This is a genomic window from Citrobacter amalonaticus, from assembly GCF_002918555.1.
GTDB lineage: Bacteria > Pseudomonadota > Gammaproteobacteria > Enterobacterales > Enterobacteriaceae > Citrobacter_C > Citrobacter_C amalonaticus_A.
Window position 1 is genome coordinate 1,034,040 of sequence record NZ_PQMB01000003.1, and the last position, 19,723, is coordinate 1,053,762.

Sequence of the window (19,723 nt, forward strand, 5' to 3'; positions counted from 1 at the left end):
ATTGACTATACGAACGTTTATTCTGGTACGGGCGTCATCACGGCTGGGTATGATATGCTAATGAGAAGGTCACAGAGGGGTTAATGAAACAAGGACTGCTGTCTTTCGTCAGTCTGCAGCCAGGTTTCGTGGAGAGTCTTGATGGAGTATTTAATCAATTCACAGGTAAGGTATCGTACAGATGACGGTGCAATATGGCCTGTACGGGATGATGAATCGGTCATTATTCTGACCATAACAATGAACAGGCTGCTAGTCTATCTTCTGGAAAGACAGGGGCAGGTTGTTAAGCGGGATGAACTGCTAAATAATGTCTGGGACTTACATGGCCTGCGATCGTCCAGCCATACCCTGAATAAATACATTTCCGAAATCAGAAAACACTTTATGAGAGCTGGCATTCATCATGAGTGTATTACGACGATTCCAAGGGTCGGGTTTGTTTTTAACAGTGATGTCGAGGTTATAGCAATTGATAATGCGGAAAATAATATACATTCGGATACTATAAATGCTGCTGTCGGGACGGTTCTTACTCATTCAATACAACCCTTAAGATACAAAGCATGGTATGCAGCAATAACCCTTTTTATCATCATATGTAGCACCGCCCTTATAATCTCTGGCAATCGCCTAAAATCTAAAACAAACGTCAAATTACAAGACGCTCCTGTTTATTTTCTTTTCAATTATCAAACCTGTCCAGTTTATACGACGCAAAAAAACTCCGCATCGTTTCTCGAACAAAAAAAGAAAGTTTTTCTTGATCTTGTGAACGTCAATAAAATTGAGTGTCTGAACGGCACCTCGTTTCTGTATCAGGCATCCGACTCCTATATGTATGGTAGTAAAGGACGTATATTTATCAGCAGATGCACATCTAAAAAAAATAAATATCTTTCCTGCCTAAATAATTACTGGACTGGTTATGAACAAAATCAATAATATACAAAGATGGCTCGCTGCTATTTTAATCCTAATTCTGACTTTATCCCTCTGGTTCTATCTACATGCACGTCAGCAACAAAAGGGTATGGATGTTAACTGTGCGGCAAGCTTACGTTATAATCAGCGTGATCCTGATTTTATAGCCACGTTCGACATGATTTTCCGGCTGAACAAAAGTTTTTATGGCCAGGTATTCCTGTTCGGTAATATTCACTCTGAACGTGGAGTAGAAGTTATCTCCCGGACTATTCAGTTTAATTATGAGGTTTACAGACCGGGAGAGATTTCGGTGACGAACATGCATTATGCAAAAAATATCAGTGATACAGCTAATGATGAGCTTTTCAAACAGAGATTTTTCTACGTCCCTGAAAATTCTTCACGTGTGCTCAGGCTTAATCCGTCAGGCAATAGCTGGTTAATTGAAAACCTTCAATCCCCTTTCGCGCTTTGCGTGAATAAAGACGGATAGGCTACACTTTAACTTCTTCGTATTACCAGGACAGATTCTGCTATCTCTTAACCGACGGTTCGGTTAAGAGTAACGGCGACATAAGATCTTAGTTATCTATCAGGATTTACCATACCCCCTCCTATACCATTCACGTTCTTAGAGTTTCAACGGATAAAGAGAAGCCGTGTATATCGCGCAATTTCTCGCTGGCAATGCAGGTCCAAAATCAGCGTAACGGTCTTTGAGAAGTGATATTAAGCTGCATATTGCTGACTAAGCGCCTGGTCGCCCGTTCAGTAATACCGTACACTCAAACGATCGGCTAACTGAGGGCACCCCCTATGGCACTCCCCCGCATTACCCAAAAAGAGATGACGGAACGCGAGCAGCGCGAACTGAAAACGTTGCTCGACCGCGCCCGCATCGCGCACGGTCGTCCGCTGACCAATTCTGAAACCAACAGCGTAAAAAAAGAGTACATCGATAAACTGATGGTCCAGCGCGAAGCAGAGGCGAAAAAAGCCCGCCAGTTGAAGAAAAAGCAGGCATATAAACCGGATGCTGAGGCGTCATTTTCCTGGTCAGCGAATACGCCAACGCGCGGCAGACGTTAACGCCCTTTCTTCTTACGCCCCGGCGAGGTAAAGCGTTTACCGTTCGATGCCGGGCGTGCTTTCTCACTGGTTTTTTCGATTGCCACGACCGGACGCTTAATACCTGCGGTCTTCGGCTTCGCTTTTGCTTTCGGTTTGGCTTCGGAAGAGGAATTCTCAATCAGCCTGAACAGCTCGATCAGTTCATCATCGGTCAGGTCGCGCCACTCGCCCGGCGGGATCCCGGTAAGGCTGACGTTCATAATGCGCGTGCGCTCCAGCTTCGTCACTTCATAACCAAAGTGTTCGCACATCCGACGGATCTGACGGTTTAAGCCCTGCACCAGGGTGATGCGAAAGACAAACGGCGCCTCTTTCTTCACCTTGCATTTTTTGGTGACGGTACCAAGAATCGGCACACCTGCGCCCATACCGCGGATAAATTCGTCGGTGACCGGTTTATCAACCGTGACCAGATACTCTTTTTCGTGATCGTTTCCGGCACGCAGGATTTTATTCACCAGGTCGCCGTGGTTGGTCAGAAAAATTAGCCCCTGCGAATCTTTATCCAGACGACCAATCGGGAAGATACGTTTACTGTGGTTCACGAAATCGACGATATTGTCACGCTCACCGTCTTCAGTCGTGCTGACAATACCAACCGGCTTATTCAGGGCAATCAGCACTAAATCATCGGCTTCTCGCGGCTCAATCAACCGTCCGTTGACCTTCACAACGTCGCCTGGCTTAACCTGATCGCCAATAGTGGCGCGTTTGCCGTTGATAAAAACGTTGCCTTGTTCGATAAAGCGGTCCGCTTCGCGGCGCGAGCAGATTCCGCTTTCGCTGATGTATTTATTTAATCGGGTGGATGAGTCGGTCAGCATAGTTTCTCCTTAGACAGCGAAATATACCTCACCTTGCAGATGATAAAAAATAATCGTGAATATTCGTCATACTTCAGGTTGCTGGCTTGCTTGCCCGTCCCTGGGACTCGCATAACGTTCTTTGCAACAGCCTGCTTTGCAATGGTCGTTCTGTCCCACTGATGAGTCTTCAAAAAACAGAATAATGAATCAACAGACATCGCTTTTCTGGATGCACTCTCTGACGCCATTTCTCCACAGACCCGCGTTGTTATTGTCACTGATGCAGGTTTCCAGAGTACGTGGTTTCGTCATGTCAAATCACGGAGACGGGATTTTATTGCCCGAATCAGAGGGACAGTAAACTTCAGACTTCACATTGACAGTGCAAGCCATCACCATCAGGTACACCAGTTTGACGAGATTAATCCAGTGCAGATCCCTTCATGAGCCTTTTATGCGCACTGATAACGGGCGCATAAGCATGATGGTATCGATAAAACGAAGCGCAAGCATTACAGGAAGATGAGGACAGGCACAGTGATTACTCATCACATCATGCCAGTCTCCTTTTGTGGGAATGTCTCAGGGCATGTCAAAGGTAAGGGTAGCCATTGCCTCATAGTTCCCAGCACCAGTCGGTGCCTTACTGGCATTGGCAGCCGTTGGATAAGCGTAGAATTTCGCTGTAGCCGTTTTACCTGAAGCCTCAGCTTGTACGGTTTGCGTACCATCAACTTTAACCAGGTTCTTACCCGCAGCATCGCTGGTGATCTTAACCCCCAGGTCGTTTATCCCCGTTCCCTTCGCCAGCAGTATTCCTTGTTGCGCTGCCCCGGCAGATAAACTGTCACCAACCCCAGTCATTGACCAGACAACCCCTTTAGTAAATGAGGAGTTAATATCACCGGAGCAATTCAACGCAATTTTGGTCTCTTTCGGTGTAAAACCATCAGGGATGCCGCCTTGCCCCTTGCCCACCAGTTTTCCTACCGATGTTGTCGCAAGATCGATGGTCTTTGTCGTTTCTGCCACGCTACAGGTCGTTCTGAACGTCACTGTCCCCTGGATATAGTAGTCAATAAGAGGCGTTGTCGAGGCACCTTTGGTACATATTTTGGCGGCCTCATAGTCCGCATCATTGGATCCGTAATCAATACACATGTGGTGTATTGATGATTGGCCCACCTTCATTGAAGGGATCGTGATAGTGGAATACGGTGTCCTGGGCATATAAAAAGACACTTGAATGTTGCGGTTATTATATTGATTACCCAAGGTAAAAGTAATGTATGACGTATCACATGCAACGTTCGCGGCGTAGTTTCCCTCTGCCTTTGTGCAGCCAGAAAGTGCAGTCGTTTTACCCCAACTAGACCAATTAGTATTAAATTCGTACCATCCCAGACCATCGTTACTCGTTCCCCTGAAATACAGGTCTAGTAGGTCGACATATTCATATCGGTCAATGTTAGGCAGCCACATTTGCTGTGCTAACCGTATATACACAGGAATATTTGTCCCCGTGATGTTTTTCAACCGATAATACTTTTTGCCACTCACGTTTATCGTATCGCCAGTATTCACATTAGCAGTATCATACCTCCCCTCAATCACCGGGGAACTACTTGTCCAGCGGCCATTACGCTTGTCAAAATCACGGGCGGGTGCACGAAACTTCGTCTCTCCTGAGGGCAGTGTCAGATTTGAGATCACTAAAAGCGCGCCTCCTTTGTTCGTGACATCTTCCGCAATAGTGAAATTGGCTCGGCTTGATGTATTACCTGTTCGTGGCATTACCACCGTCTGCGCCGCATAAGCACTACCGACACAAATGAAAAGCAGATTAAGAAGAAAAATGTTGAGTTTCATCTCGCTTCCTTCTTACTAATGAAAAAAGACACAGCGTTTTTGAGAAAATTATGATTTTTGAAAACTGAATTAATCATACGATGCACTCACCATCAATGTTGCCGTCACCTGCCCTGCGGTGATTGCGGTTCCCGTCTGCATGTATCTGACATAATAATCACGCGGCGTCGCCAGCGGAGCCTGAGGGGTAATCGGATACGTCAGAAGGCGGCTCTTGCCTGTATTATCTAACACGTTCTGATTATCCCGCTGGTCAAATACTGCAAAGCCCACGCCGTTATCAATGCGTTGACCAGAACCGTCGATGGCCTGATTGATGAATATGCCAGGCGCGGCTTTACCATTACTCGGCAGCGCATCGAAGCTAATTCGGATCTTCGACGCGGTTATCGTAGACAGTATGCAGTTTTCAACTATCAACGAAAAATTTTTCCTCAGGGAAGAGAGCCGTTGTTCTGAAAACTCACCTACGCCGATGGGTGATAAAAACAACACATCACTATTGAAACGGACATCGCAGGTTGTTTGTATCAGCTCACCACCAAAATTAATACCATAGCCACTACCATCAGAGATAATCTCTCCCGCCGCGATAGCATTACCGGGCATAAAGCAAGGCGTCATCAGAAAGGCTAATGAAATAATTCCCTTTCGTTTCATTATCAACTCACTCACCGTAAACGCTCCAGAATATTCATATCAGATTAAAAAGAGCACGGTATTACTCGTAAGCAATATTCACAAAAGCCTTAGCCTGAAGATCTTTACCCGCACTATTGGCATTTACAGCAACAGAATCAGCCATTAATCCACCTCTGGCCACAACCATTTTGGCATACAGCGGCCATGTATAATCGTTGCCCGTTTTGGTCAAGGAAGCCAGTGGCAAAACGGTCGGTTCGCCCGCTTTATCCGCACTGACATACACCGCATCAGTCTCTGAAGTAGACGCGGTATTTTTGAACAATGCGAACCCCAGGCCAGACTCCCTGTCATTTGCATCAAGGAAGTTTACCGCTTTACGTATAAAGCCCGCGCCAGAGGTGGATGCACCGACAAAATTGACTTTAATATTAGTGATACTATTACAGCCCGAAAACTTCAGAGACACGTTTTTAACCGGAGCAGCTGGAATAATCGTCCCTTGCGCTTTCCCCACAATATCAGATGCATTGAGGCTGCCAAACGCAATATCCGTACCATTAGAACCCACAAAAGAAGCCGTACAGGTTGGTGCAGTAAGGGTTCCTTTAAATGTTAAATTCACCGTTGCGTCTGCTGCCAGAGCGGAAAGTGGAGCGCAGAGTAACATAGCAGAAATAATTTTTTTCATTTGTCGGCTCCCTTTCTTAAAGATAAGTAATATTTACAACAGCGGTTGAATTCAGTGAACCTGAAACCATCTTTGAATAAGCATCAACGGTCGGAACAATAGTCGTCTTAATATAGACACTCCATTCCGGTGAAAATTTCTCTGTGCCAGTATTCATCGTTTTGTTATCAGCCTGCAGCGAATAATATGTACCCGTTGCACCATTTTTCACTTCGGTCCTGAACGCCACGCCTGTCGCGCCACCGGTGGCCGGTACAACCCATTTTCCCTGATAAGCACCGGAAGCGATATCAGCAGTACTGGTGGAACTCAGAGAAAGAGACATATTATTGACAGCAACACAGTTATTCAGTTTGAATGACTGCTCAACGTTCTTTGTCCCGGCAAATGCCTCAACAGGGGTCACATTGCCAAACTCATATGTCAGCCCGTCAGACCCCGAACTCAGGGTACAGGTACCACGGTTAATGTGGGTACTTGCCGTAAAATCGACTTTCTCAGCCAGTGCGGAACCGCTCAACATCACCGCACACAGGGAACCCGTAATGAATACTGATTTCCCTTTTAAATTGAATTTATTCACTAAAAACTCCTTTTTTAATCAAAAACATTCATACTAAAGATGATTCGCTTGATGGTGATGTTATTAGTCACAGATAACATTGCCGATGGACAACGTTTTACTGTTGATATCTTCCTGAGACGTTTCAGGTAACTGGTAATTAAACCGACATTGTTCTTCAGTTTTATCACCCCAGATAACAGATAACGTCCCGGACTGATCTATTCCACGGGTAAAGGCACGCCCACTTTGCCCTACCGTCCCCACCGCTTCATTATTTTCATTAAATATCTCGGCGCCCAGAGGAATATTTTTGCCATTTTTCATGCTTAGACGGAAAAATACCGAACGACGAGCGTCCGTGGCAAACGGTACATAAACAATGGCCCCTGCACGCGGCACAACTTTGGTCGATGTCTCTTTTAATTCAGTATCCTGTTCCATTTTCGATGGATCGATACTCACATCGTTAAAACGGTAAGGCGACAGGTTAGAGACATAGGCATACCCGGCACTGTTAATTCGCGCGGCGCTATCGCCCATCGCCAGCGAGCCCTTCGCCCCTTTCGCCTCAATCAATGCAACAGGCGTGTCACCATTAATGGTACGTCCGAGGGTCACGCCGCCCTTGTGGATCAAAATCCCACCGCTGCCGCTCACAGACATCTGATGGCTGTTTTCTAAATCGGCAGACATGTTCGCCCCCCAGCTACCGTAACGGGTATCCCACGAGGCATTCGCGCCGATATTCTTTATTTTGTTATCGTCGTAGCCGTTCTGGCGATAACTTACGTTGACGCCATAGTTCAGGCCTGCCTCTTGGTTATAACCCGAGGTAGACGTCGATAAACTGCTGTCTCCCTTACTGCTGCGGGTATAACTGGTGTTCAGGTAATCAAACAGTGGCGCTTTATCACCGGAGCGATCGCCAAGCGGTACAGAAAACGACAGATAAACCTGATCGTCTTTCTTATTATCATCGGTGTAATAGCGGTTAACGGAAACGCTATAACTGACCCGCCCCAAAGAGTTGCTGTACCCCAGTTGATAGCTTTTCTCTTTACGCCCTGAACGCCAGTACTCTGAAAGCATCGCAGAAGAATAAAACGATCCCCATCCCTCATTGAGGTTCTGACTCACGTTGATCTGCACCTGAGACTTAAGACGATCTTCCATATTCTGCCAGTCGGTATTCGACAGATAATCCGCTGCTTCGCCCAATGTGTAAAAATCTTTTGTCGAATAACGGTAAGCCGCGATGTTAAAGCTGGTATTCGTCGGAGTAATAAAGCTGTTGTATTTAACCCCGACGCTCAGCCCTTTCCTGGTGCCTTCTTCTGCTGTCAAATTCGAATGGGTCAAGTCGACAGAGATGGCCCCCACTGGCGCATTCAGCGCCATCCCGCCAATCACGGAGTAGAAGTCCGACATATATTCAGCACCAGAATATAAAGACAGATAGTTATTCAGGCCGTATTGCCAGGTTGCCTGGCCAACAACGGGTTTCTCTGCTCCACTCGTGCCGTCGTATTCACCCACCGCCAGCGTATAAAGGCTGACACCCGGGTAAAGCAGTTGCCCCCCTCCGTTGTACGGGATAATCAACTGACGCGTCCGACCGTCTGCTTCCTGAATCGTGACGTCAAGCTGTTCGCTGGAGCTGACCGGATTATAATCATCGATCGAAAACGCCCCTGGCGGCACGGTCGTTTCTAATATTTTAGTGCCTGCCTGGCTGACAATAATTTTCGCGTTCGACTCCGCGACTCCACGAATAACCGGGCGGAAGGTATTCAGAGAGTCTGGCAACATTCGCGTGTCGCTACTCAGCGTCACACCGCGTAATGGAAACGCATCAAAAAAAGTGCTGCTGCTGTAAATTTCACCGATCCGCAATCGGGACTTCAGCGGTGCGACATCATGCTCCACGTACAGGTTCGAACTGTCGAACGTCGTGCCACTCTCTTTCGAGTAGTTCGCATCGCCACGGACACGGACACGCCAGCCCAGTAAATTCAGGCCGCCATCCATGCCAACCCAACCGCTGTCAGAGTCAATGCTGCTATAGCTCGAACGGTAATAGCTTGTGTTATAACTGAGAAATGCCGCGTTGACGCCGTGATCCCAGAGAGTATCCGGCACTTCGTCAGGACGTTTCATTAGTACCATCGCCTGTGGAATATTCAGGATAAAACGCTGCTCGTTAATATCCATTTTCCAGCTAGCCTGGGGTATCAGGGTTTTCAGCGAAATGCAGCTTTCCGCGGCAGAAACATTAATGGCACCGAGATCAACTCCAAAATTCGCCAGATCTTTCAGGCTAAGGCAAGGAATTGCGCGTAACGGATCTTTCGGGTTTTCATCAAATTGAATTTCAAACTTACCCATTTCGCGCTCGTTAAGTACAACTGTTGCGTGATACTTCCCGGCGGTGACAGGGTTTCCCCTGGAAAAACGGCTAACATCTATTGGCTGATTAGATAAAAAGATATTACTAAACTCTACCTCTTCATCTTCATCTTCATCTTCATCTTCAGTGCCGATTTCCTCACTTTCTTTATCTTCCTCTTTTCCCTGCACATTAGAATTTTCTACTAATGATGCAGGCGAAAGACTATTTTGTGCAGGAGTTTCCGTCTCAGCAGCACTTGCTGCCCCGACAACATTCAATAAAATAAATGAGCTAGCGATACGCGACAAACGAAAACGAACGCTAATTAACATATCCATAGAAAGACCCGAACGTTCCATCGTGGAAAAATGTTATTTGATAACAGCGGTACCCTCTACATCGTTACCATAATCAGAAATATAACTGTAGGTAAGACTCGCTCCTGCGGACGGTTTAAACGCCTTGTTATCAAATGCGAATGTTTCTGTTGCAAAAGGTGCAACCATTCCTGATTTAGCTCCGTTATTACCCACTTTCATCATGTTGAATGTCAGATAATAAGGAGAATTATTTTTTGCAACTAACGCACCATTTTCAGCGCGCCATTCAACTTTACCCGCTGCATCCTGGGGTTTTACGGTTAAAGCCGTTGGACGATAAAACATCTTGATACGGGTACGGAATGCCAGCTGTAATTTATTATTACCCGCATTCTGATCTTTTGCTTTTGGTGGAACCTCCAGCACGTTCAGGTAGTAGATGCTTTCACGGTCTTTTGGCAAACTGGCATCCATTTTTGAAATACGCAGCGTCTGACCTTTCTTCGCATCAATGCGAGATACCGGCGGGGAGATCATAAATGGCAGATCAATATTCTCCGGTGATTCCGTTGCACGACCATCGTCCAGCCATGACTGCACCAGCAGCGGACGCTTACCTTCGTTGGTCAGACGGACGTTAACTTCTTTCGCTGATTCTTTATAGACCACGCGAGTGGTATTAATGACCACATCTGCCCATACGGAAGAGCTGGCGGCCAACGTCGCAGCCATAATTGCAGATAAATATTTAACTGACATTTATGTATTGCTCTCTGAAAAAATAAGGCGGTTATAAGCGTTACCGCCTTTGGTTTAGTAAAAATTTACATGTAGACGACGCTGAAGGTGGCTACCGTTTCTATACCACCGGCAGTGACATCAGCAGGTTGAGCAGCTGTCTGAACATAACGGGTTTCAAAACTGTAGGTCTGCGCACCCGTTTTAGGGTCTTTATAATCCGCGTCCGCCAGGGCGTTCAGGTCCATCAGCAAATCGCTCCCCCCCACCTTGGTGAAGCCCATCTGGATGCCCTTAGCAGCAATATCCATGGTATTCACAGACTGCAGCAGGCTGTTGGTATAGGTGCTGGTACCCGCATCAGCGTAACCAGTAGAGTCAAAGCTGACCGCCAATCTGGTCTTACCTGATGGCAACGTGCAACCATCCAGAGTAATATTTACGGTACGCATATCGCGAGACGCTTTCAGGGAAGTGCCTTTCGCGGACTTCACCTCTTTAGTCAGATCAACAGCTGCAACCGGATCGATATTCAGCAGAATAGAAGATGGCGCACCGTTAATTGCTACAGCACAGGTTTTATTGATTACTTCACCGTTGATACGAATCTGGCCATCTGCCGCCATTGCGTTCATTGCAATAAAACCGCCCGCAACCAGCACAGCAACCTGAGAAATTTTACGAACTGAATAATGCATAATTTATAACTCCATTTACAAATAAATTTAATAAAAAACCACGCTTCTTTCCGTGCATTATGTCGGTTTAAACAAATGCATAACGCTTCACAATAGTTAATATTTAATTCTAACTTTTGAGTCGTATTATTGCCGGAAGAAAACGAAATTGCAATACAGGAACACCGTATAAGAATCGTGCGTTATCATTCAAAAAATATATTTATCATTTATTTTCATAATAAAAATAAACACATACAGAAAAAAATAAATCACTTTAAATACATGATGTTAAAAAAACAATCAAGATTACCTATCACTGTGATAAGAAAAACAAATCACATTTCTCAGATTACACTCATGGAAACATCATTTTAATTGATGCATTCATAAATCAGATAATTAAAAAAATCAATAGATTTAAAAAATAGCAAACCTACTAATAAATTTGGTTATTAATCTCTAATATCCACTTTTACTTCAAACCACATCCACATCATGTGAAAATATATTTCACATTACTGCGACAATATTCTTATTTAAAACATCAAATTACATTTTGCTTGCCTGGGATACTTATTGGCTTATGTTACTTAGCGCCTGCTGGCAAGATTCGTTACTTCCGGCAAAAAGAGAGTATTCAAGAGGGTAACTGACTTATATTGCTCCTGATAAGTAAAAGAAAGTCGCCATGCAAAAAGTGTTATTTAAATAACGTGACAAAAGTGATATTACTCATCTTCGACCAGAATCATCAGGAACACAGGCCTTCATGAGCACATTAACCATTTTTTCCGACAAAGACGCCAGCAAGTATCAGTGACGCAGCACCGACGCCGCTCAACAGTATTTATGTCACACGCCAGGGAGATTTAAGCTGATTAAGCGCGACGCCCACTCTGTCATGACAGACCATTGAGCGATTTGTGATGGACACAGTCATGAGCCACGTCAGTAAGCCGCTACACTGACGGTGGTAACATGACCCTCTAAATAATTCGGGTTGCAGGGAGCCAACGCACCAGCAACCTGAACCATGACGAGTAGGTAATTTTCTGATTACACGGAGAAATAATGGAACTGCTTTTATTGAGTAACTCTACGCTGCCGGGCAAAGTCTGGATGGAACACGCCCTGCCGTTAATTGCTGACCAGTTGAATGGTCGCCGTACTGCGGTGTTTATCCCTTTTGCTGGCGTCACGCAAACCTGGGACGAATACACGGAAAAAACGGCTGCAATCTTTGCGCCAATGGGCGTCAAGGTTACGGGCATTCACACGGCGGCCGATCCGGTTGCAGCCATTGAAAATGCGGATGTGGTGATTGTCGGCGGTGGCAATACCTTCCAGTTACTGAAAGAGAGCCGGGTGCGCGGCCTGCTGGCTCCGATTGTCGATGTGGTAAAACGCGGAGCGCTGTACATCGGCTGGAGCGCAGGTTCCAACCTCGCCTGCCCGACCATCCGTACCACCAACGACATGCCGATTGTCGATCCTCAGGGCTTTGATGCGCTGGGCCTGTTCCCGCTGCAAATTAACCCGCACTTCACCAACGCGCTGCCGGAAGGCCACAAAGGCGAAACCCGCGAGCAGCGTATTCGCGAGCTGCTGGTTGTCGCGCCGGAATTAACGGTGATTGGTCTGCCGGAAGGTAACTGGATCAAAGTGAGCCAGGATCGGGCGGTTCTCGGCGGCCCGAACACCACTTATGTGTTCAAGGCCGGTGAAGAAGCGGTAGCCCTGGAAGCGGGTCACTGCTTCTAACCGATCTGACCGGATGACGGCGTGTACGCCATCCGGTCTTACCGCCTGTCAGTACTCCCGCTCGTCGTCTTCATCCGGCTGCTCCAGCACGCTGTATGCCACCGAACAGAACAGCGAGTTCAGACGCTGCATATCCCCCAACAGCCCCAGATGCAGAGAACTGGTTTCAATGCTCTGTACGTTCTGCTGATGCAGGCGATCAACATGCGCGTGTGAATAGCGGCGATTAAGGATGCGGAAACGATGCTTACTGCGGCGCAGACGGCGGGCGCTGGCCACGTCACCCGAGAAGAAAACCGACATCGCCAGCTGCAGGTTGCTCAGAAGCTGATCGAATAGCGCATCCAGCTCCTTTAGCCCTTCAACAGAGAACGCCCGACGCGCGGCCAGCGATTTATCTGCAATCTCGCTCCCCATTCGCTCAACGATATCCGAAGCCTGTTCAAGGTTGAGCGACATCTCAATAATTTCCGCCCAGCGCCGGGACTCCTCTTCCGCCAGCTCCTCTTTCGGCATCCGCGCCAGATAGAGTTTTATTGCGGTGTAGAGCACGTTGATATCGTCCGCCAGCTTGCGCAGTTCTTTTTCTTCGCGCGGTTCGCCGTGCATCACCTTCTTCAGCCCTTCCATCATCTGCTCCATCGCATCGCCGATGCGCAGCGCTTCGCGGGCGGCGTTGGCCAGCGCCAGCGTTGGCGTATCCAGCGCGCTGACGTCCAGATGCTTTGGCTTCAGATGCGCATCCAGCTCCGGTTCATCACGAATGATGCGCTTGCAAAAGCGCGCCATCGGCTCGGCGAACGGCACCATTGCCAGACAACGCACGAGGTTGTAGAAAACGTGAAAGTAGATCACCAGCTCCGATTTTGGCAGCGGCAGTTTACCCATGGTGTCAGCCAAAATATGCACAAACGGCAGGATAATCAGGCTCCCCACCAGCTTAAACAGCAAACTTCCGAGCGCCACGCGGCGCGCGGCGGCGTTGGCGGCGCTGTTGTTGAGCATCGCCAGCAGGCCAGACCCGAGGTTGGCGCCAATCACCAGGCATAAGGCGACCGGAAAGGAAATCACCCCGGCGGCGGTCAGCGTTGCCGTCAGCAGCACCGCCGCGAGGCTGGAGTAGCTGACAATCGCAAACATCGCGCCAATTAACGCATCCAGCATAATGTCGCCGGTCAGCGAGGAAAAAATGACCTGCACCCCGTTGGCCTGGGTGATCGGCGTTACCGCCTGCACAATCAGCTCCAGCGCCAGCAGAATTAAACCAAGGCCAATCCCCACTCGTCCAAGCTGTCCCGCCCGCGACTGCTTGCGTCCAAGAAAGAAAATCACGCCGATAAAAATCAGCAGCGGCGACAGCCACGACAAGTCAAAAGTGAGGATTCGCGCCATCAGCGCGGTACCCACATCGGCTCCCAGCACAATCACCAGCGCCGGTGTCAGCGCCACCAGGTCCTGGGCGACAAACGAGGTCACCAGCATGGTGGTGGCGTTACTGCTTTGTACCAGTGCAGTAACGCCAATCCCCGCGCAGAAGGCGAGCGGTTTCTTTTCAACGCTGCGACTGAGAACGGTACGCAGGCGAGCGCCGAACACGCGCATCACGCCGGTACGTACAATGTGGGTGCCCCATACCAGTAGAGCAACTGCGGAAAGCAGGTGTAGCAGAGTTAGCACAGAATCAGGTTCTCCTTATCTTTATCGGTTCCTGAGGCTCATTACGTTGGCACCGTGCCTGATGGCACCGTGCTTGTCAGACCTACAAAATCTCCCGTAGGCCGGAGAAGGCGTTTACGCCGCCATCCGGCAAGCAGCCCCCGTGAACCTTCTTCCAGTATAAGGGTTTACTATCAATAAAGAGACAAGGCGCTGAAAGAGCGCCCTGTTTGTTGTAAGGAAAGATGACAGTCTGATGACTTTCCGCTGGCTATTCCTTATGCCGCCACGCGTTTGTGATACCACCACAGCGAACCCACTTTGCAGCATTCAGATAAGAGGAACCCCGACAACGCCAGAACCGCTGAATGGCTACCCGTCAGATTTAAAAGTAAAGGAAGCAGTGAAACAGAGCTGGTCAACGATGCAAAGCGCAGTACTTCCTGAATCCCCAACAGGATAAAATTTAATTTATCTTTAAAAAGAAACAGATACGCAGAGTACACAAGCGATATCTTCATCAGCAAACCGACGAAGAAAAAGATCTGGATGGCTGCGCCAGGGCCTTCACTCGCACCAAAGGCTGAAAATGTTTGATAAAAATCAACCACATCCGCATAAAAGGGAATGTTGCCGCGAAGCGCGGAAGACCAGAAATAAAGGGCCAGCGCCAGCAAATCCATCAGTCCCCAGAAAACGAGAATTTTATTTCTCGTTTTGAACAGGTTGAGCATGTTATATGGCCTCCGTTGCCACAGTGTTATCGGCCAGCGCCAACCGCAAGACGGCGCTGGCTGATTGCTCCAGATCAGTCCGCGTCGTAACCAAGATTCGGCGCTAACCAGCGTTCAACTTCCGCCACGCTCATCCCTTTACGGAAGGCGTAATCCTCCACCTGATCGCGCTGAATCTGCGCTACCGCATAGTACTTGCTGTCCGGATGACTGAAATACCAGCCGGATACCGACGCCCCTGGCCACATCGCAAAGGACTCGGTGAGCTTCATCCCGGTATGCTTTTCCACATCCAGCAGCTGCCAGATGGTCCCCTTCTCGGTGTGCTCCGGGCAGGCCGGATAGCCCGGCGCCGGACGAATGCCCTGATAGTTCTCGCGGATCAGCTCCTCATTGCTGAGGTTTTCATTCGCTGCATACCCCCAGTAGACTTTACGCACCCGCTCATGCAGATATTCCGCAAAGGCTTCCGCCAGACGGTCGGCAATCGCTTTCACCATGATCTTGTTGTAATCATCGTGCTGCGCTTCAAACGCATCTGCCAGCGCATCTTCTTCCAGTCCACCGGTGACCGCAAAAGCCCCGATATAGTCCGCTTTGCCGCTTAGCTTCGGCGCAACAAAATCAGACAGGCAGTAGTTGGCAAAACCCACCTTTTCCGTCTGCTGGCGCAGATGATGGCTGACCGTGAGCACATGGGTGCGCGTTTCGTCACGATAGATTTCGATGTCATCGCCCACCCGGTTCGCCGGGAACAGACCTACCACGCCGCGCGGATTCAGCGCTTTTTCAGCGCTCAGTTTATCCAGCATCTCGTTAGCATCTGCGAACAGGCGCCTGGCCTCTTCACCCACCACGTCATCTTCGAGGATGCGCGGATATTTCCCCGCCAGCGACCAGGTCATAAAGAACGGCGTCCAGTCGATGTAGTTGCGCAGGGTTTCGATGCTTGCTTCCACTTCCTGCACGCCCGGACGATGCGCCACCGGCGGCGTATAGCTTGCCCAGTCAAACGCCAGATCGTTATCGCGTGCCGCGGCCAGCGTTACCGGCGGGGTACGCGGTTTTTTGCGGGCGTGCTGGATACGCACGGTTTCATATTCTTTGCGGGTGCGGGCGACAAAGTCATCATGCTGGGTATCAGACAGCAATGCAGCCACCACGCCAACCGTGCGCGAGGCGTTCTGCACGTAAACCGTCGGGCCGCTGTAGTTCTGCTCGATTTTCACCGCCGTATGCGCTTTTGAGGTGGTCGCCCCGCCAATCAGCAGCGGAATGGTAAAGCCCTGACGCTCCATCTCCTTCGCAACAAAGACCATCTCGTCCAGCGACGGGGTGATAAGCCCGGAAAGCCCAATCAGATCCGCATTCACCTCTCTGGCGGTTTTGAGAATTTTCTCCGCCGGAACCATCACGCCAAGATCGACAATCTCATAGTTATTACACTGCAACACCACCCCGACGATATTTTTGCCGATGTCGTGTACGTCGCCCTTCACGGTGGCGATCACCATTTTACCGTTGCTGGAACCTTTCTCTTTGCTGGCTTCGATAAACGGTTCCAGGTAAGCCACCGCCTGTTTCATGACGCGAGCGGATTTCACCACCTGCGGCAGGAACATTTTGCCCTCGCCAAACAGGTCGCCAACCACGTTCATGCCGTCCATCAGCGGCCCTTCAATCACCTCAATCGGACGGGCCGCCTGCTGGCGCGCCTCTTCGGTGTCCTGCTCGATAAATTCCGTAATACCTTTAACCAGAGAATATTCGAGGCGTTTTTTGACTTCCCAGCTGCGCCATTCCGCCTGCCGGGCATTGGCGGTGTCATCGGTTTTACTGCCGCGATACTTTTCGGCCAGATCCAGCAGGCGCTCGGTACCGTCGTCGCGGCGGTTAAGGATCACATCCTCCACCGCATCACGCAGTTCCGCGGGCAGATCGTCGTAGATCGCCAGCTGGCCCGCGTTGACGATCCCCATGTCCATGCCGTTACGAATGGCGTAGTAGAGGAACACCGCGTGGATCGCCTCACGCACCAGGTCGTTGCCACGGAACGAGAACGACACGTTGGAGACGCCGCCGGAGATCAGCGCATGCGGCAGCTCGCGTTTAATGTCTTCACAGGCGCCGATAAAGTCCTGCGCATAGTTGTTATGCTCGTCAATACCGGTCGCCACGGCAAAAATATTCGGGTCGAAGATAATGTCTTCCGGCGGGAATCCTACCTCTTCGGTAAGAATTTTGTACGCCCGACGGCAAATCTCAATTTTACGCGCGCGGGTATCGGCCTGCCCCTGCTCGTCAAAGGCCATCACCACCACCGCCGCGCCGTAGCGACGCAGCAGCTTCGCATGGTGGATAAACGTCCCGACGCCCTCTTTCATCGAGATGGAGTTCACGATGCCTTTACCCTGAATACACTTCAGCCCTTTTTCGATGACATCCCATTTGGAGGAGTCGATCATAATCGGCACGCGAGCGATGTCCGGCTCACCGGCTATCAGGCTGAGGAAGCGCACCATCGCCGCTTCTGCGTCGAGCATCCCCTCATCCATGTTGATATCGATAATCTGCGCTCCGCTCTCCACCTGCTGGCGGGCGACGTCCAGCGCTTCGCTGTACTTCTCTTCTTTAATCAGACGCTTAAATTTCGCGGAGCCGGTAACGTTGGTACGTTCACCGACGTTAACGAACAGGCTGTCATCGCCGATATTCAGTGGTTCCAGGCCAGAGAGACGGCAGGCAACCGGGATTTCCGACAGCTTGCGCGGCAGCAGCCCCTCCACCGCGCGGCACATTGCGGCAATGTGTTCCGGCGTGGTGCCGCAGCAGCCGCCAACGATGTTCAGGAAACCGGCTTGCGCCCATTCACGGATCTGCTTTGCCATCGTATCGGCGTCGAGATCGTATTCGCCAAAGGCGTTTGGCAGACCGGCGTTCGGGTGCGCGGTGACATAACATTCGGCGATCCGCGACAGCTCCTGCACATACTGACGCAGCTCATCCGGTCCCAGCGCACAGTTCAGACCAAAGGTGAGCGCTTCGGCATGACGCAGGGAGTTATAAAATGCTTCGGTCGTCTGACCGGAGAGCGTACGACCGGAAGCGTCGGTGATGGTGCCGGAAATCATGATCGGCAGATCCACGCCCAGCGCCTCAAGTTCCTCTTTCACCGCGAAGATCGCCGCTTTGGCGTTCAGGGTATCGAAGACCGTCTCAATCAGGATCAGATCGCTGCCCCCCTCCACCAGCGCTTTGGTCGATTCGCGATAAGCCGCCACCAGCTGATCGAAGGTGATGTTACGGAATGCCGGGTCGTTAACGTCGGGTGAGATAGAGGCCGTGCGGTTGGTTGGGCCAAGGACGCCCGCCACATAGCGCGGCTTGTCTGGCGTGCGGGCCGTCCACTCATCGGCACAGGCGCGCGCCATCTTAGCCGCTTGAAAGTTGATTTCCGCCGACAGGGATTCCATCTGGTAATCCGCCATCGCAATCGTCGTGGAGTTGAAAGTGTTGGTTTCGATGATATCCGCACCCGCCTCAAAGTAGGCGTGATGAATTGCGGCTATCACCTCCGGTTTACTGAGCACCAGCAGGTCATTGTTACCTTTCAGATCGCAGGGCCAGTCGGCAAAGCGTTTACCCCGAAAATCGTCTTCACTTAAACGGTAACTCTGGATCATGGTACCCATACCGCCGTCCAGCACCAGAATACGTTCATTTAACTGCGCACGCAGTTGTTTCACTTTGCTGCTCACACTTGCTCCCGACAACGCTCAACCAGACCGAAAAAAACTCAACAAAGCATACTGGCATAAACATGGCTGGCGTAAAAGCAAACAACAAGCAACATGAGACATGTTCAGCTTCACTCCTCCGATCAGTTCAGGAACTCTTGCATTATAATTGAATAAAACGAAAATGATTTCCACGATACAGAAAAGGAGTCTGCCATGGTTGCCCCCGTTCCCGCGAAACGCGGTAGAAAACCCGCCGCTACCACTGCGCCCGCAACCGGGCAGGTTCAGTCGTTAACCCGTGGCCTGAAGCTCCTGGAATGGATTGCCGAATCTAACGGCAGCGTGGCGCTGACCGAGCTGGCACAACAGGCGGGCCTGCCGAATTCCACCACTCACCGTTTACTGACCACCATGCAACAGCAGGGCTTTGTGCGTCAGGTAGGAGATCTGGGGCATTGGGCCGTCGGCGCTCATGCGTTTATCGTGGGCAGCAGCTTTTTGCAAAGCCGCAACCTGCTGGCGATCGTCCACCCCATTCTGCGCAAGCTGATGGAAGATTCCGGTGAAACGGTTAATCTGGCGGTGCTGGACCAGAGCGATCATCAGGCGATAATTATTGACCAGGTACAGTGTACCCAGTTGATGCGCATGTCTGCGCCCATCGGCGGCAAGCTACCAATGCATGCCTCTGGTGCGGGAAAGGCGTTCCTGGCACAGATCAGCGAAGAACAGGTCACTGGTTTGCTGCATCGCAAAGGGCTGCACGCTTATACCCACGCCACCCTGGTGTCGCCAGTACATCTGAAAGATGACCTTGCCCAGACGCGTAAACGTGGCTACTCCTTTGATGATGAAGAACACGCGCTCGGCCTGCGCTGCGTGGCATCGTGCATTTACGATGAACATCGCGAGCCATTTGCCGCCATCTCCATCTCCGGGCCGGTTTCGCGCATTACCGACGATCGCGTCACCGAGTTTGGCGCCATGGTGATCAAAGCGGCGAAAGAGGTCACGCTGGCGTACGGTGGGATTCGCTGAAATTTAGCCCTGCGCAATTGTCGGCCTGAGAAGCGC

The 19,723-nt window shown here is 50.0% G+C and carries 16 protein-coding genes and 1 pseudogene; 6 read left to right on the forward strand and 11 right to left on the reverse strand.

Going from position 1 to position 19,723, the window contains the following annotated elements; genetic code table 11:
* Window positions 1-141 precede the first annotated feature (141 nt).
* From C3432_RS17675 to C3432_RS17685, 3 genes are all read left to right on the forward strand, one after another.
* Window positions 142-945: a winged helix-turn-helix domain-containing protein gene (locus C3432_RS17675; RefSeq protein ID WP_103777835.1), complete on the forward strand. Its 804-nt coding sequence runs from the start codon at window positions 142-144 to the stop codon at window positions 943-945.
* The gene (locus C3432_RS17680; RefSeq protein ID WP_103777836.1) at window positions 929-1,420 is read left to right on the forward strand and encodes a hypothetical protein; all 492 of its coding nucleotides are present in this window, start codon (window positions 929-931) and stop codon (window positions 1,418-1,420) included. The genes C3432_RS17675 and C3432_RS17680 overlap by 17 nt, the downstream gene beginning before the upstream one ends.
* Window positions 1,421-1,743: 323 nt before the next feature.
* Window positions 1,744-2,016 (forward strand): DUF3811 domain-containing protein, encoded by a 273-nt coding sequence (locus C3432_RS17685; RefSeq protein ID WP_103777837.1) that lies wholly within the window; start codon window positions 1,744-1,746, stop codon window positions 2,014-2,016.
* On the opposite strand, the gene rluF is transcribed toward C3432_RS17685, so the two are convergent.
* The gene (rluF, locus tag C3432_RS17690; protein ID WP_103777838.1) at window positions 2,013-2,882 is read right to left on the reverse strand and encodes a 23S rRNA pseudouridine(2604) synthase RluF; all 870 of its coding nucleotides are present in this window, start codon (window positions 2,880-2,882) and stop codon (window positions 2,013-2,015) included. The genes C3432_RS17685 and rluF overlap by 4 nt on opposite strands.
* 116 nt (window positions 2,883-2,998) lie before the next feature.
* Between rluF and C3432_RS28040 the strand changes: the two are divergent.
* Window positions 2,999-3,245: pseudogene (locus tag C3432_RS28040) on the forward strand (IS4 family transposase); the annotation flags it as partial.
* A gap of 201 nt (window positions 3,246-3,446) precedes the next feature.
* Here C3432_RS28040 and C3432_RS17700 read toward each other — a convergent pair.
* The 7 genes from C3432_RS17700 to C3432_RS17730 all read right to left on the reverse strand — a co-directional run bounded on the left by C3432_RS17700 (window position 3,447) and on the right by C3432_RS17730 (window position 10,776).
* Window positions 3,447-4,733: a fimbrial protein gene (locus C3432_RS17700; protein WP_103777839.1), complete on the reverse strand. Its 1,287-nt coding sequence runs from the start codon at window positions 4,731-4,733 to the stop codon at window positions 3,447-3,449.
* 69 nt (window positions 4,734-4,802) lie between these two features.
* Window positions 4,803-5,408 carry a fimbrial protein gene (locus C3432_RS17705; protein WP_146050956.1) on the reverse strand — a complete coding sequence of 202 codons (606 nt, stop codon included), beginning with the start codon at window positions 5,406-5,408 and terminating at the stop codon, window positions 4,803-4,805.
* A 46-nt stretch (window positions 5,409-5,454) separates the two neighbouring features.
* A complete protein-coding gene (locus tag C3432_RS17710; RefSeq protein ID WP_103777841.1) occupies window positions 5,455-6,066 on the reverse strand; it encodes a fimbrial protein in 612 nt (203 codons plus the stop codon).
* Between the two features lie 16 nt (window positions 6,067-6,082).
* Window positions 6,083-6,649: a hypothetical protein gene (locus tag C3432_RS17715; protein ID WP_103777842.1), complete on the reverse strand. Its 567-nt coding sequence runs from the start codon at window positions 6,647-6,649 to the stop codon at window positions 6,083-6,085.
* 63 nt (window positions 6,650-6,712) lie between these two features.
* Complete coding sequence (locus C3432_RS17720) at window positions 6,713-9,358, reverse strand: fimbria/pilus outer membrane usher protein (RefSeq protein ID WP_181012943.1); 2,646 nt, start codon at window positions 9,356-9,358, stop codon at window positions 6,713-6,715.
* 33 nt (window positions 9,359-9,391) lie between these two features.
* Window positions 9,392-10,099: a fimbria/pilus periplasmic chaperone gene (locus C3432_RS17725; protein WP_219816754.1), complete on the reverse strand. Its 708-nt coding sequence runs from the start codon at window positions 10,097-10,099 to the stop codon at window positions 9,392-9,394.
* Between the two features lie 65 nt (window positions 10,100-10,164).
* Complete coding sequence (locus C3432_RS17730; RefSeq protein WP_103777844.1) at window positions 10,165-10,776, reverse strand: fimbrial protein; 612 nt, start codon at window positions 10,774-10,776, stop codon at window positions 10,165-10,167.
* A gap of 1,053 nt (window positions 10,777-11,829) precedes the next feature.
* On the opposite strand from C3432_RS17730, the gene pepE reads away from it, so the two are divergent.
* Window positions 11,830-12,519: a dipeptidase PepE gene (gene pepE / locus C3432_RS17735; RefSeq protein WP_103777845.1), complete on the forward strand. Its 690-nt coding sequence runs from the start codon at window positions 11,830-11,832 to the stop codon at window positions 12,517-12,519.
* Window positions 12,520-12,567: 48 nt separating this feature from the next.
* Here pepE and C3432_RS17740 read toward each other — a convergent pair whose 3' ends face one another.
* From C3432_RS17740 to metH, 3 genes are all read right to left on the reverse strand, one after another.
* Window positions 12,568-14,196 (reverse strand): Na/Pi cotransporter family protein, encoded by a 1,629-nt coding sequence (locus C3432_RS17740; RefSeq protein ID WP_103777846.1) that lies wholly within the window; start codon window positions 14,194-14,196, stop codon window positions 12,568-12,570.
* A 257-nt stretch (window positions 14,197-14,453) separates the two neighbouring features.
* Window positions 14,454-14,909, reverse strand: coding sequence for a hypothetical protein (locus C3432_RS17745; protein WP_103777847.1), 456 nt, complete (start codon window positions 14,907-14,909; stop codon window positions 14,454-14,456).
* Window positions 14,910-14,983: 74 nt separating this feature from the next.
* On the reverse strand, window positions 14,984-18,667 hold the full coding sequence (gene metH / locus C3432_RS17750) for a methionine synthase (protein WP_103777848.1): 3,684 nt from the start codon (window positions 18,665-18,667) through the stop codon (window positions 14,984-14,986).
* Between the two features lie 195 nt (window positions 18,668-18,862).
* On the opposite strand from metH, the gene iclR reads away from it, so the two are divergent.
* A complete protein-coding gene (gene iclR / locus C3432_RS17755) occupies window positions 18,863-19,687 on the forward strand; it encodes a glyoxylate bypass operon transcriptional repressor IclR (RefSeq protein ID WP_103777849.1) in 825 nt (274 codons plus the stop codon).
* The last annotated feature ends 36 nt before the right edge of the window (window positions 19,688-19,723 follow it).